8 protein-coding genes are annotated in these 14,252 nt (G+C 64.2%); 5 read left to right on the top strand and 3 right to left on the bottom strand.

The window, feature by feature from the left end:
- Positions 1-119 precede the first annotated feature (119 nt).
- From PCO31110_RS06785 to PCO31110_RS06775, 3 genes are read right to left on the bottom strand one after another with little or no spacing between them, the layout of a single operon-like run.
- The gene (locus PCO31110_RS06785; RefSeq protein WP_010807997.1) at positions 120-2,045 is read right to left on the bottom strand and encodes an FUSC family protein; all 1,926 of its coding nucleotides are present in this window, start codon (positions 2,043-2,045) and stop codon (positions 120-122) included.
- 22 nt (positions 2,046-2,067) lie between these two features.
- Entirely contained in the window at positions 2,068-2,718 is a 651-nt protein-coding gene (locus tag PCO31110_RS06780) for an HAD-IB family hydrolase (protein ID WP_010807996.1), read from the bottom strand.
- 6 nt (positions 2,719-2,724) lie between these two features.
- Entirely contained in the window at positions 2,725-2,991 is a 267-nt protein-coding gene (locus PCO31110_RS06775; protein WP_010807995.1) for a hypothetical protein, read from the bottom strand.
- Positions 2,992-3,286: 295 nt separating this feature from the next.
- Here PCO31110_RS06775 and bcsB point away from each other — a divergent pair, with 295 nt between their 5' ends.
- The 5 genes from bcsB to bcsA all read left to right on the top strand — a co-directional run bounded on the left by bcsB (position 3,287) and on the right by bcsA (position 14,218).
- Positions 3,287-5,647, top strand: coding sequence for a cellulose biosynthesis cyclic di-GMP-binding regulatory protein BcsB (bcsB, locus tag PCO31110_RS06770; protein WP_150689977.1), 2,361 nt, complete (start codon positions 3,287-3,289; stop codon positions 5,645-5,647).
- On the top strand, positions 5,648-6,871 hold the full coding sequence (gene bcsZ, locus PCO31110_RS06765; RefSeq protein WP_174979389.1) for a cellulose synthase complex periplasmic endoglucanase BcsZ: 1,224 nt from the start codon (positions 5,648-5,650) through the stop codon (positions 6,869-6,871). It abuts the gene before it with no gap.
- Positions 6,856-10,713, top strand: coding sequence for a cellulose synthase subunit BcsC-related outer membrane protein (locus PCO31110_RS06760; protein ID WP_168162891.1), 3,858 nt, complete (start codon positions 6,856-6,858; stop codon positions 10,711-10,713). The genes bcsZ and PCO31110_RS06760 overlap by 16 nt, the downstream gene beginning before the upstream one ends.
- A 77-nt stretch (positions 10,714-10,790) precedes the next feature.
- Complete coding sequence (locus PCO31110_RS06755) at positions 10,791-11,564, top strand: cellulose synthase operon protein YhjQ/BcsQ (protein WP_150689976.1); 774 nt, start codon at positions 10,791-10,793, stop codon at positions 11,562-11,564.
- Positions 11,561-14,218 (top strand): UDP-forming cellulose synthase catalytic subunit, encoded by a 2,658-nt coding sequence (gene bcsA / locus PCO31110_RS06750; RefSeq protein ID WP_150689975.1) that lies wholly within the window; start codon positions 11,561-11,563, stop codon positions 14,216-14,218. Before PCO31110_RS06755 ends, bcsA begins: the two co-directional genes overlap by 4 nt.
- Positions 14,219-14,252: the final 34 nt, after the last annotated feature.

Here is a 14,252-nt window from a genome sequence, read left to right as displayed (position 1 = left end):
CCGGTCCGTCTTCTTCGCTTCCTTCTGGATGCGCCGGAAGCCCGCATTATGCCTGCGTTAATACCCCTCCCGCCGGAAATGGCCCGTTTTTCACCGCTTTCGTTCGCGCTTTCGTTCGTTTAAGTTGTGCCTTCCGGAGCAGAGAACAATACGCCGATTGCCTCCCTTATCGCGCCATCCAACGCCGGGTCGATGCCCGGGATCGGCGCCGGCTGCATCTCAGGTGCCGGTCCGCCATGCCTCAACGCCGCCGCCATATGCGTGAGAATCGCCGCCCCAGGATGTAACGCCGCCCCGTGAGCGTCTCCACGCGGAACCGTGTCCGTGATCGTATTCGCCACCCGCTCCAACCCCACCAACGCAGGCCACCAACGCGCCGCCCGACGACTCACCAGTGGCGGCTCCGATAACGCTCGCTGCAATGCAATACGGGTGTCGTCCAGCGCCTTGTACGCCGCGCGCCGTGCCGCGAAAGCCGCATCGATGTCGCCCGCGTGGGCAAGCGCCGCATAGCGGCCCAGCGCGTCAAGCACTCCGGCAACACGCTCGTCAAGCTGACGCCGCTCCCACTTCGCCCACGGCAAATACCCCACCAACAACACGATGGCACACGCCGCCACTGCGTCGATGAAACGCGCGACGGCAATGTTCTGACTGCCCGGCTGCAACGCACCCATCACCAACATCAGGATCGGTAACAACAACGCACTGAATAATCCGTAGTTGCGCCGCAGCGCCCAAGGCAAACACGCAGCAAGCGGAATTAGCGTCGCCAGACTGACCAGACCGTTACGGTCGACCGCAACTACCGCCGCTGAGACTGCCACACCGACGATGCTGCCCACGCCACTCTGTAACGCACGGGCAAATACGGAGCCGTAGTTCGGCTTGAAAATCACCACGACGATCAACGGTACCCAATACGAACGCGGCAACGCTGTGATCGCTATGAAGATCTGCGCGACGAGCACGCACAGGCCAATGCGCACCAGATACCGCCATACATCCGGCCAAGGCCACTTCGGCATCCAGCGTGGATGCACCGTAGCCCGCGCCTGATGCCGTGCCAAAGCAATCAATGGCGCCTCGGCAGCATGCACGGTACCCGTGAGCAACGGCTCGGCTCGATGCAACGCCGACGCCAATGTCGGCGACCAATTGGCTTTCGCAACGGCGACGACGGCATCAACGTCGACCGGGCGATCTCTCGCAATGCTGCGGGCAACGCCGTACAAGGCGCGCCCAAGCGGCGCAGGTAAGGGCCTGCCTCCTTGCACAAGACCGATGACCGCAGACGTGATGGGCTCGGCAGCCAATATCTGCGCGGCGCGGCGCTCGAGGACATCCCAGCCGCTAACCGTGCTTGCGCGTGCCGTCAGCAATGTGTCGTAAGCCGCAGCAATCGCATTTTCGAGCGATCGGCGTGCGAGCCTTACGCGCGGTGTGCCGCTCGCTTCGAGCACGTTGGCCAACTGCTGATAGATGGCGGCGACAGCGTCACGCTCGGCCGCGCCCGGATGCCGTAGCCAATGCACGGCCATGAGCATTACGCTGAAAACGCCCCCCGCCGCCAGCAGCAGTGGCGCACGCCATTCGGGCGGCGGCAGCGCAAGGCCCCAGCCGACGATGAGGTAGATGACACCCTGCAACGTCGCGGCTGAGGCCACGTTGCCGAACGTTCCGACGAAGCTGAACAGCAGAATGGCCACTTGCAGCAGCACATGCGCGAGCCACGGGTTGAAGGCGTCGATATCGTGGATCAGCATACCGGCATAAAAACCCACGACGCCGGTGGCAATGGTCAGCAGGATGGAGCGTGCCCGTGCGCGATAGGGGCCGGTCCGGTCGCCCGTGATGGCCGGCAGCGCGCCGAGGGCGATGAGCGACGCATCGGCGCCATGACCGATGGCGGCGCCGATGGCCGTAGGCACCGCGACGGAGAGGGCGGCATGGACGGCGTCCCAGCGCGAGAACGCCACGGGTTCGAGCCGCGCCAGACGCGACATCCACGCGACGCGGTGGCCGGGTTCAGGCGTTGTGGGCATGGGGAGGGCTGCCGCTCCGTCGTCAGGACGCGCGCTCTGGCGTGTCGGTATCCATCAGCGGCATGAGCTTGCCTTGGCCGCGAATCCAGGCGTGATCGGCGCGCTCGGCCATCTCTTTGTCGCCCCGGCTGTCGCCGTAAGCGAAAAGCACGCGCGGCGGATAAGTCGTCCACCACGCTTCGAGGCGTCGCAATTTTTCGGGGCCCCAGCAGTTCGGCTGCGCGAATTGCCCGGAGAAGCGCGCCTGATCGTCGAACGCGAGTTCGGTGCTTAGCACGGCATCGAACCCGACGGAGGCGGCCCAGGGGCGAAGGTACAAGCCCGGCGAGGCACTGACCAGCACGACGCGGTGCCCCATCGCCCGGTGCTGCCGCAGGCGCGCAAGCATCTCGGGGCGCAGCAGATCGGGCAGACGCTGAGTGATGAACCGTTGGGCATCGTCTTCGAGCTGTGCCCGGGTACGCGTACCGAGCGACGCCCGTAGGAACGCCGCCTTGGCGGTACCTCGGTCAACGAGACGCAATGCAGCGCCGATCAGCCATGGCGACGCGAGCACGGCGCCTGCCACGAAACGCGGTGTACCGACGGTGTCACGCACAAACACACGCAGGCTGTCGGTGGTGGAAATGGTCCCGTCGAAGTCGAAGGCGGCGATGATGGACGCGTCTTGCATGCAGCGTCAGCGCTTGTCCGGCATGGGCGATGATGCCGGCGTTGCGCTGCGCGAGTCGGCGACGGCCACGAGATGCGGCCAGCGTTCACTCGCCTGCCGACCGGCAACAATCGCCTGTTCGTCGCGATAGAACGGCAGCACACCGGTGCCGACGGTTTCACGCAAACGGTCGATGTCCGATGGATACCGATGCTCGATCATCGCGTCAGCCGCTTCCGGCGCGGACGTGCTGGTCGCCACGGTGTTGGGGGACGAAGGTTCGTTCAGGCTCATGCCGGGCATTCTATACGGTGCGGCTTGCCCACCGCAATTCAATTGCCATGCTGACCGGACGGCCACTGTACCTGTCTTGCGACACATGGGTGCTAATGCTTGCTTGATTACTTGTACTCAAGCAAGCTAGCATGGCAGAACGTGCCATTTCGAGATTTTATGGGCTGAGTTGTGCTGCCGGACCCTGGCGATCTTAGGATTGCGTGATAACGACGTGGTGAAACGTCGGGCCGATCAGGCAAGGCTCGTGTGGAGATGGTGATAATGCAGCACAAGAACAGATGAGGCATCGCATATGCAGCTTCAAGCGTCTTGGTCGCGTTACACGAAAGTCACAGCTATCGGCCTGCTGGTGATTGCAACGATGGCCCCTGGTGTCAGGCTTGCGGGAGCGGCACCAGCGGGAGGCAGAACGGGCAAGGCTTCGGGGCCATCGGCCGCCGCTGCCGTGCCGGACAAGACGTCCGGTGCCACCGCCTCGCCAGAGACGGGCGGCAATACCGTTGCGCTCACGTCACCACCGCCCGGCACCAGTCAGCGTACGGTCACGTTTGCTCAACTAGGGCAGACGAACGGCCTGCGTCTGCGTGGCACGGAAGGGGCGGGCGATGTCAATTTCGGAATCCGACTCGATCAGACCGTCGCCTCGGCGTTGCTGCGGCTGCGCTACACCTATTCGCCCGCTCTGATACCCAATCTCTCGCAACTCAAGGTGTATCTGAACGAGGAACTGATCGCTGCGTTGCCGTTCAGCAAGCAGGACGGCGGCAAGAATCTGGTGCAAGAGATTCCGCTCGATCCGCGCCTGCTCTCGGGCTTCAACCGGGTTCGTCTCGTATTCATCGGCCATTACACCATGGAGTGCGAGGACCCGATGCACTCCAGCCTGTGGATGGATGTCAGTCCGCAGAGCGAGATCGTCACGAGTACTCAGCAGCTCTCACTGCGCAACGATCTGGCCACGCTGCCTACACCGTTCTTCGATCGGCACGATAACCGCGATCAGTCGGTGCCCTTTGTCTTCGGCGCGCCGCCGTCGCCTGCGGTGGTGCACGCGGCCGGGGTGGTGGCGACGTGGGCGGGGGCTATCGGCGACTATCGCCGTACGCGTTTCCCGGTCAGCGTAAACACGCTGCCGTCGAAACACGCCATTGTGTTCGCCACGAACGACACGTTGCCGCAGGGGCTCAATCTCGCGAAGGTCGACGCGCCGACGCTGCGCATGATGTCGAACCCGAACGATTCGTCGCTCAAGCTGCTGGTCGTTCAGGGGCGCGACGCCAAGGATCTGGAGACGGCGGTCCTGGCGCTTGTCTCGGGCCGCGCTGCGCTATCGGGGGAAACGACACGCATCGATGCGCTTGAGCCGTTGCCCCCGCGCCCGGCGTACGACGCGCCGCGCTGGGTGCGCACCGATCGGCCCGTCACGTTCGGCGAACTGGTCGACAATCCGAGCGATCTCCAGGTGAACGGCTATATGCCGTGGCCGATTCGCATTCAGCTCAATTTGCCGGCGGACTTGCTTACGTGGCAGAACACCGGCGTGCCGATGGATCTGAAGTACCGCTACACGCCGCCGGTCAAAACTGACGATTCGTCGATGAGCGTGGCGATCAACGATCAGTTCGTGCGTGCGTATCGTCTGCGCCCGGCAGGGGCGAGTGCCGACAAGAGTCACATGCTTGTGGAGTTGCTCGCCGACGGCACAACGGCCGACCGCAGGGAGGTGCGCATCCCCGCCTTCCAGGTGGCGGCGCGCAATGCGCTGTCGTTCCAGTTCGCGATGGAGCCGCACAAGGAAGGGATGTGCAGCCAGACGATCACGAACGCCGCACACTCGGCCATCGACGCAGACTCGACCATCGACTTCAGCGATTTGCCGCACTACGCCGAGATGCCGAATCTGAGCTTCTTCGCCGGCAGCGGCTTCCCGTTCACGAAGTACGCCGATCTTGCGCAGACTGCGATTGTCATGTCTAAGACACCCGACACGGCGGAACTCGAAACGGTGTTTTCGGCGCTCGGCCAGTTCGGCCGCTCGACCGGCACGTATGCCGACCGCTTCGACGTGCTCGACACGACGCAAACGGACCGCTTCAAGGACCGCGACCTGCTGGTGATCGGCAGGAAGGATGCCGCCGACCTTCTGGTCAAGTGGGGCAAGAATCTGCCGCTGATCATCGACAAGACCCGCCGCGTGCTGACGACGCAGCCGCAAGGCTATCGGGGGGATGGCGCGATGGGCTCGGCATTCACGGCAAGCCGCGTCGGTCCGGCTCGCATGGACGTACTGTCGCAAGGTCCGCTCGCGGCACTCGTCGGCTTCGAATCGCCCGTAAGCCCCTCGCGCTCGGTGGTCGCGATCAACGCGTCGAGCGACGATACCCTGCTCAGCGTGGTCGATGCCATTGACGACAGCACCCGGCGCGAAGCGATTCACGGCGATCTGGCGGTGGTCAATGGCGAGCGAGTCGAATCGTACCGGCTGGGGCGGACGTACTTTGTCGGCGACGTGAGCTGGTGGACCCGCATTCGTTATCACCTCTCAAGCCACCCGATTCTGGTCGGGCTGGTTGCGTTGCTCGCGGCCTTCGCGATTGCGCTCAAGTGCTTTGGCTGGTTGCAGCGTCGCGCGTCGCGTCGTCTGGAGCAGTGAATGGAACGCGCCGATGCTTATGGCCGGCGCCGTCGTGCCATGTTGCGCGCGCTCGCCGCGTGCAGCACGATGCCGATGCTCGTCAGTGTGACGCAACGGGTACATGGCGCACCGGCGAAGCCTGCGCCCCTTCGCGCAGCGGGCGGTCGTACGTGCGCGCCTGTCGACTGGCCCGACTGGACGCGTTTCAAGGCGGGTTTCCTGAGTGACGACGGACGCGTGGTCGATCACAGCACGAACGATCAGCGCACGGTGTCCGAAGGCCAGGCCTACGCGTTGACCTTTGCACTGATTGCCAACGATCGGGCCACGTTCGACAAAGTGCTCGACTGGACGATCAGTAATCTGGCGCAGGGCGATCTGACCGCCCATCTCCCGGCATGGCTCTGGGGCAAGAAGGACGACGCACAGTGGGGCGTACTCGACGGCAACCCGGCAAGCGACGCCGATATGTGGATCGCTTACGCGCTGGGTGAGGCGGGACGGTTATGGACGGAGCGGCGCTACACCGCGCTTGGCGCGCTCGTTGCACGACGCATCGCGTCGGAGGAGACAGATTTTGTCCCGGGACTTGGCCGCACGTTACTCCCGGCCCCGGTCGGTTTTCATCCGGCCAAGGATCTGTGGCGGCTCAACCCCAGTTACGTGCCGATGCAAGTGGTGCGGCGCCTGGCGGGCCTCTTCCCGGAGAGCGGCTGGGGACAACTCATCGCGTCGTCGCTCAAGCAGATCACGCTGACGGCGCCGCCGCTTGGGTTCGCCCCCGAGTGGGCAATGTACCGCGCAGGCCGTGGGTTCGAGATCGATCCCGAGACGCAGGGTGAGGGCAGTTACAACGCGATTCGTGTGTACCTCTGGGCGGGCATGCTCGCCCCCGGCAGCGAGGACTTTCGCGCGCTCAGACACACTTTCGACGGCATGTTGAAGTACGTGGCGACCCACGGCGCGCCGCCTGAGCGGGTCAATACGCGTGACGGCACTGCCAGGCAGGACGGCGGTTCGGGATTTTCAGCGGCGCTGGTCCCGCTGCTTCAGGCCGTGGGGGATACGACGCTGGCGCAAGCGCAAGTCGCGCGTGCCCGTTCTCTCGACGCGCAATCGGCGCCGGTCTACTACAACTCGGTACTCTCGCTATTCGGTCTGGGCTGGCAGGACGGGCACTTCCGTTTTGCCGCTGACGGCACGTTACAAGTGCCATGGGAGGCGGCTTGCGCCACACGCTGATTCGCTCCGCCTGTGTGACTTGCCTGCTCATGGCCGCAGGCGGTGAACATGTGCGTGCGGCCCCCGCGCCGAACGCCGGTGACAACAAGGCCGACGCCGTGGCGCCTAATCGAGACGTGCGCAATCTGCTCTCGAGCGCCACCCTCTGGCATGCGCGTTATCGCAACGATCTCGCCCGCGCCGCGCTGGAAAAGGCGTTGCTTGTGCAGCCGGATCAGCCCGACGCGCTCTCGCTGCTCGGTCAGATCGAGATTGAGGAGAATCATCCGCAGCAGGCGAACAAGGCATTGCAGACGCTGCGCACGCGCTATCCGAACGCCCTGGCGACGAGAGCGCTGGCCGACGTGATCCGTATCAATACCGTCGACAAGTCCCGCATCGCGCGCGCTCGTCTGCTTCAACGCAGCGGGCAGGCCGATGCCGCCTTCGCCGAATACAAGGCACTGTTTCCCGATGGTCCGCCCAGTGGCGATCTCGGCGTCGAGTACTTCCGGGCGCAGGCGAATGCCACCAACGGCTGGCCGGCTGCGCAACAAGGGCTGGCGAATCTGGCGAAGGCGTCGCCGGAAAATACTCGCGCTTCACAATCCTTGGCCGAACTGATGATCGACCGGCCGTCGAGCCGCCTTGCGGGCACACGCATGGTGGCAGAACTCGCGGCGCGTCCTGATGCGGACATGAACGCGTTGCTGTCGCTGTGGCAGAAGGGGCTGTCCAAGGCGGACGGCAATCTGGCGTGGTTACCCCTGTATCAACGCTACCTCGCGCTCGCGCCGAACGACGCCGAGATCCGCTCGGCCTATGACAAGCTGAATGCACAGCAAACTGCCCATACGCGCATGCTCGACGACCCCACGTACCAGGCGAAACAGGCCGGTATTCGGGCGCTCGATAAGGGGCGGCTGACCGATGCCGAGAAGTCGCTCGACGCAGCACGCGCCAAGCGACCTAACGACGGCGAACTGGCGGGCTCGCTGGGACTTGTGAAGATGCGCCAAGGCGATCACAAGGGCGCACAGGAACTGTTCGCGCAGGCCTTGCGCAAAGACCCGGGCAACGCCGGTAAGTGGCGCAGTCTGCTGCGGACATCGCAGTTCTGGGGCGCGATGTCCGAGGCGCGCGCCGCCCGCGACGCGGGCCGTCTGGATGAGGCTGACAGGCTCGTGCGAAGCGCCCTGGCGAGCGATCCGCGCAATCCGGACGGGCTGGCGCTGCTGGGCACCATTGCGCTTGACGACAAGCGCGACGGCGACGCCGAGCGGCTCTTCCAGCAAGCGCTCAAGGTCGAGCCGGATAACGATACGGCGCTGCGCGGCATGATGACCCTGTACTCGCGCCAGCAGCGCCGCACGGAGCTGGCGAGCTTGCTCGGCGACCTGCGCCGGCGCTTCCCGCAAGACAAGGCGCGCTTCGATAAGGCCGAGGCTGCCGCGTTGTCAGGCGACGCCGAGCGCGAGATGGCCGAAGGCCACAATGGTCCGGCGCTCGCGGCGCTCGAGCGTGCCGTCGCGCTCGATCCGGGTAATGCGTGGACACGCTATTCGCTCGCGGGTCTCTACCGGAAGCTGCGACTGCCGCAGATCGGCCGCGACGTGATGGCCGATGGCCTGCGCCAGCCACTCGAGCCCGACGACCGCGCGCAGATGCTGTACGCCCAGGCCATTTACCTGAACGTGATTGACGATGAGGCCGGGGCGCGAGCTTCGCTCGCACAGATTCCGGCGGCCAATGTCACACCGTCGATCCAGCGCATGCGAACGACGCTTGCGATTCGCGACACGGCCCGTCTGGCGCGTGAAGCGCATGCCGCGGGTGACGACGCGCTGAGCGAACAACGCTATCGTGAAGCGTTGACGATGGCGGGCGACGATCCGGAACTGATCGGTGAGGTGGCGCGTGCGCGCGTGTCGGCGGGGCAGCCGGAGCAGGGGCTTGCGCTCATGCGCGACTGGCTCGCCGCGCATCGAGACAAGCCGCAGCCCGATGCGCAATTGCGCTACGCGGAACTGCTCAATACGACCGAGCGCGATGCCGAACTCGGAACGTTCCTCGCGGGCATCGATCCGGCGACGCTCGGCGCGGATCAGCGCGACGAATGGCGGGATTTGCAAGATCGGCTGGCGTTGCGTCAAGCCGACCGGGCGCGGGCGCTGGGTGACTTCAAGACGGCACGCGACAAGCTTGATCCGTTGCTCTCGCGTCAACCGCCTGACAAGCGCGCGCTGTCGACGCTGGGCGATATTTATTTCGACGAACGCCGTTACGACGACGCGCGCAAGATCGCCGAAGCACAAATCCGTCAGGATCCGAACGATCAGGATGCACGCCTGTCGCTCGTGCGCGTGCTCTACGAGATGCAAGACGACGAGGCCGCCAACCGCGAGCTCGATCGCGCGTTGGCCGAGGCTGCGCCGGATGACGTCTGGACGCAACTTGCGGCCGTGCGACGGCTCACCGCGATGGATCGCTTCGACGAAGCCATCGCCCTGAACGACAAGCTGCGCGCCCAGTTTCCCGATACCCCGGCGGTAACGGTGCAGCGCGGCCGCATTGCGCAGTCCCAGCGTCACTACAACGAGGCGAAGGGATGGTACGACCAGGCGCGCAAGGAAGAGATCGTGCAAGGCGCACTGCCGGGCTATGACGGCATGACGTCGGCCGAGTCGGCCATCGACTCCTTGATGTCGCGTCGCAACAGCTATGTGGCGGCGGGATACGAAATCGATCAGAAGAAGGGGGACGGCGGCATCTCGATGTTCAACGCGCGCGCCGTGCCCGTATACGGCCAATACGCGATCGGTTACGACGGTCATGTGTTCGCGCAGACGGATTATGTCAACGCCGACTCCGGGGACTTGCCGCTGAACGGCACGTCGGAGTTTGGCACGCTGCCATTGCTCAATGTGCCGGCGTTCCGGACGGCCAATCCCGGTGTGTTGGGCGACTACGGCACGAAGCGCCAGAAGGCGCACGGACAGGCGCTCATGCTCGGGTATGAGAACGACTGGATTCGGGCGGATATCGGCCATACGCCCATCGGCTTCCCCATCTCCTACGTGACCGGTGGCGTGCGCCTGTTCGGCAACCTTGGACGCTACAACTACTGGGTCGACGCATCACGTCGGCCGATGATCGGCAGCATGGTGTCTTACGCCGGGGCGTATCTGCCGTTACCCGAGATATTCGGCGACGGCAAATGGGGCGGTGTGCGGCGCGACGCCATTACGTTCCACGCGTCACGCGACTTTGCGAAGTGGGGTGTGTTCGCACAAGCCAGTGTGGCGCGGCTCACGGGCGAGAATGTCCTGAACAACTCCGAGGTGTCGGCGCGCGCCGGTGTCGATCTGCCGCTCATCTACAAGCGTGACATGCGCCTGAACACGGGCCTCACGCTGTTCTTCGACAGCTTTGCGCAGAACGAGCGCTTTTACACGTACGGACACGGCGGGTACTACAGCCCGCAGACCTATGTCTCGCTGACGCTGCCACTGGAATGGTACGGACGCTTGCAACGCTGGTCGTACTATCTGCGCGGCTCCGTGTCGTTCTCGCAGAGTCAGGAGAAGTCGATGCCGTACTTCCCGACGGACGGGGCGCTGCAAGCGGCCAGCGGAAACCTGACGTACGGTTCGGGCGGCGGCTTCGGGGTCGGTTTCTCGGTGGTTGGACGCGCGGAATACTGGGTCGACCGCCAGTGGGTCATCGGTGCGCAGGTGCAGTTCGAGCGCTCTGACTACTACGCGCCGAATCGCTATCTCGTCTACATGCGTTATCACTTCGACGCGCGTCGCGGTGAGGTACCGATGCCGCCTTCGCCGGTACGCCCGATCTGGAGCTACTGACCCATGAGCGCTCGCCTCGATTCCGTTCTGACCATCGCCGTTTCACGCGTGTCCCAGGACGCTGCCTGGGAGGGCACATGCTGACGCTCATCGCCGTTGTCTCCAGTGCCGGTGGTGCTGGCCGCAGCACCGTCACGGCCCATCTGGCGGCGCAACTTGCGCACGCCTCGCATCCGGTCGTGGTGCTCGAACTCGACGCCCAGAACAGCATCGGCTCGGTACTCGGGCTGCGCGAGGCATGTGGCAAAGGTGTGATGTCGCCGAGCGTTGCGCCGGACAGTTGGCACAGCGTGTTGTGCGAGACGCCCGCCGGTGTGCCGTTGCTGCCCGCAGGCCGCACCGACGCGACAACGCTCGCCGCGCTCGGCCAGTGGTTGCAGCAAGACACCGGAGGCTTGCGTCGCCAGCTTGATGCACTCGGGTTGGCGCCGGGCACACGGGTGCTCATCGACACGCAACGCTTGCCCGACATGGCGGCGCAAGCGGCGGTGGCGGCTGCCGATCTGATACTGGGTATCGTGCCTGTGACAACTACAGGCTATGTCACACAACCGGATCTGATGGCGGCTTGTGCGGACCGCGTGCAGATGGTGCCGAATCTGGCCGCTGCCAATTCCTCGTTCAACAATGATCTTCTGCACCTGATGCAGGCGCGTGGGGGCGAGGCCGTCGTGCCGCTGCGTATTCATCGCGATGAGGCGATCAGCACGATGGCGGCGAACGGGAAGACACTGGCAAACGCCGGGTTCGGCTCGCAGGCAGCGCTCGATTTCGCGCGTTTGGCCGCGTGGCTGGTGCGCGCCACCACCCCGGACGAGGTGTTGGACCGGTCAAGAAGGGGCGAAAAATGATCCGCGACGCGTTGCGCTCTCTTCACCGGCTGGGTCGCGAGATGCTGGTCGTGCGTTTCGAAGTGCCGCTTAGACCGGGCGGGCGCTACCCAGGCGTGCTGCAGTGGGTGCTCGCCGCGACGGTGCGTTCGCCGCAGCATCGACTATGGATTTCGCGAATGGGCGACCGTGCTGTAGTGCTCTTGGCAGCGCGGCTCGACGTCCGTCAACTCGACCAATGGCGCGACTGGTGGCTACGCCTTGTGTTTCAACCTGCACGCCCGGGACGGCCCGACTATCCGGGACGTGCGCTGGCGTGGATCAACGAACGCGCTACGCATCGGATCGACGCCCCGGCCGATGCGAGTTTCGGGCAAATCGTGAGTGCGCTGGCGTGGCGCCGGGCCGACCGTCGCCCCGCGTTCCCGCCTTACACGGCATGGCTGGCGTTTCGGAAGTACTACGACCGTGTGCGGTCGTGGATGGTGCTGACACTCTTTGGCATCCCGCCCGGCACACCTGTACAACTCGCCCACCGATTCGACATGCACCTTGAGCGCGCGGTGCAGTGGCGTGTGACATCGGCGATCATCGCGCTGCTCGGGCTGATCGGCGTGTTCTGGATCGTGACGACACCGTTTGATCCCTTCGAGCAATTGCTGTTCTCGATTTGCACGCTCACGCTGGCGCTGGTGTTCCGGCGCCTCGACAGCCAATATTCCGTGCTCGTGCTGATCGGCTTGTCGCTGATTTCGACGATCCGTTATGTGTGGTGGCGTCTCACTCAGTCGCTGGGGTTTGACACCATGGCCGAAGCGACGGCCGGTTATACGCTTATCGCGGCCGAAGTCTACACATGGCTGATTCTGCTGCTCGGGTATGTTCAGACGGTTTGGCCGTTGCGCCGGCCCATCACGCCGCTGCCGCCGGATACGAGCCAATGGCCGACCGTCGATATCTATATTCCGACATTCAACGAGGCGCTCGAAGTGGTGCGGCCATCGGTCTACGCCGCTAGCGGAATCGACTGGCCATCCGACAAGCTCAACATTTACTTGCTCGACGACGGGCGTCGCGACTTCATGCGCGAATTTGCCGAGCTAGCGGGGGTGCACTACATGACCCGCCCCGACAACCGGCATGCCAAGGCGGGCAACATCAACCATGCGCTGGGCAAGACGCAGGGCGAGTTCATTGCCATTTTCGACTGCGACCACATCCCCGTGCGCTCGTTTCTGCAAACCACGATGGGAGCATTCTTAAAGGACGAGCGCTGCTCGCTCGTGCAAACGCCGCATCACTTCTTTTCCGACGATCCGTTCGAGCGTAACCTTGCCACGCGTGGGGCAGTACCTAATGAAGGGCGCCTGTTCTACGGAATCGTGCAGGACGGCAATGACCTGTGGAACGCCGCATTTTTCTGCGGATCGTGTGCGGTGCTGCGTCGCACGGCGCTCGAGGAAGTCGGTGGCGTCGCAATCGAAACGGTGACGGAAGACGCGCACACCGCGCTGAAGATGCACCGCCGGGGTTGGAACAGCGTGTACCTGAAAGTGGTGCAGGCAGCCGGTCTGGCCACCGAGTCGCTCTCCGGCCATGTGGGGCAACGCATTCGCTGGGCGCGCGGCATGACACAGATATTCCGTGTCGACAACCCGATCTTTGGCCGAGGTCTGAGCCTCGGTCAGCGCATTTGCTACGCCAGTGCCATGCTTCACTTTCTCTACGGCATTCCGCGCATTATTTTCCTGCTCGCGCCGATGTGCTACCTCTTTTTCGGGTTACACATCGTGCAGGCGGCCGCACTCAGTATCTGCGCTTATGTGTTGCCGCATATCGCGCACGCGAACATCGCCAACTCACGCATCCAGGGGAAATACCGGCATTCGTTCTGGTCGGATGTGTATGAGGCTGTGCTCGCGTGGTATGTGGCGCTACCTACGACGCTGGCGTTTATCAACCCGCGTTACGGCAAGTTCAATGTGACGACCAAGGGCGGCCTGATCGAGCAGAGCTTCTTCGACTGGAGCATTTCGAAGCCGTATCTCGTATTGCTCAGCGTCAATTTTCTGGGGTTCGTGGCGGGCGTATTGCGCTATTTCTACGGCCCGGTCCATGAGATGGGAGCGTTGATCTTCAATTTGGGATGGACGACGTTCAACCTTGCGGTTCTGGGAGCTGCCGTGGCCGTGGCGACCGAGGTGAAGCAGGTGCGCCGCACTCACCGGGTGTTGATGCGCATGCCCGCCACGCTATATCTGCCGGACGGACGCACGATGGCGTGCCACACGCGCGACTTCTCGGGCGGCGGCCTGGCGCTGCGAATGCCCGTGCCTATCGATCTGACCGTGGGCACCGAAGCGCAGGTGGCGCTGGCACGTGGCGTGAACGAATACGGCTTTCCGGTGAGCGTGGTCGGCGGGCGAGGACAAGACCTGTTTCTCTCGTTCCTGCCGCTCACCGAAGAGCAGGACAAACATCTCGTGCAATTCACGTTCGGCCGCGCCGACGCGTGGCGCGACTGGGATGCCGAGCGCGCACGGGACGAGCCGATCAAGGCGCTCTTCGAAATGCTGGCGATGGGCGTGCGTGGTTATCAGGTGCTGGCGAACTACCTGCTGAACAATCTCGTGACGCGTTGGCAGAATCGTTTGCGGGGTGTGCGTCAGCCGTAAGGCAGCCCGGACGGCATGCGGCGACGCAGGAAAG

It is taken from the genome of Pandoraea communis (assembly GCF_902459745.1).
GTDB lineage: Bacteria > Pseudomonadota > Gammaproteobacteria > Burkholderiales > Burkholderiaceae > Pandoraea > Pandoraea communis.
The sequence above is the reverse complement of the archived record's forward strand: the minus strand, read 5'-3'. Positions and strand labels throughout refer to the sequence as shown.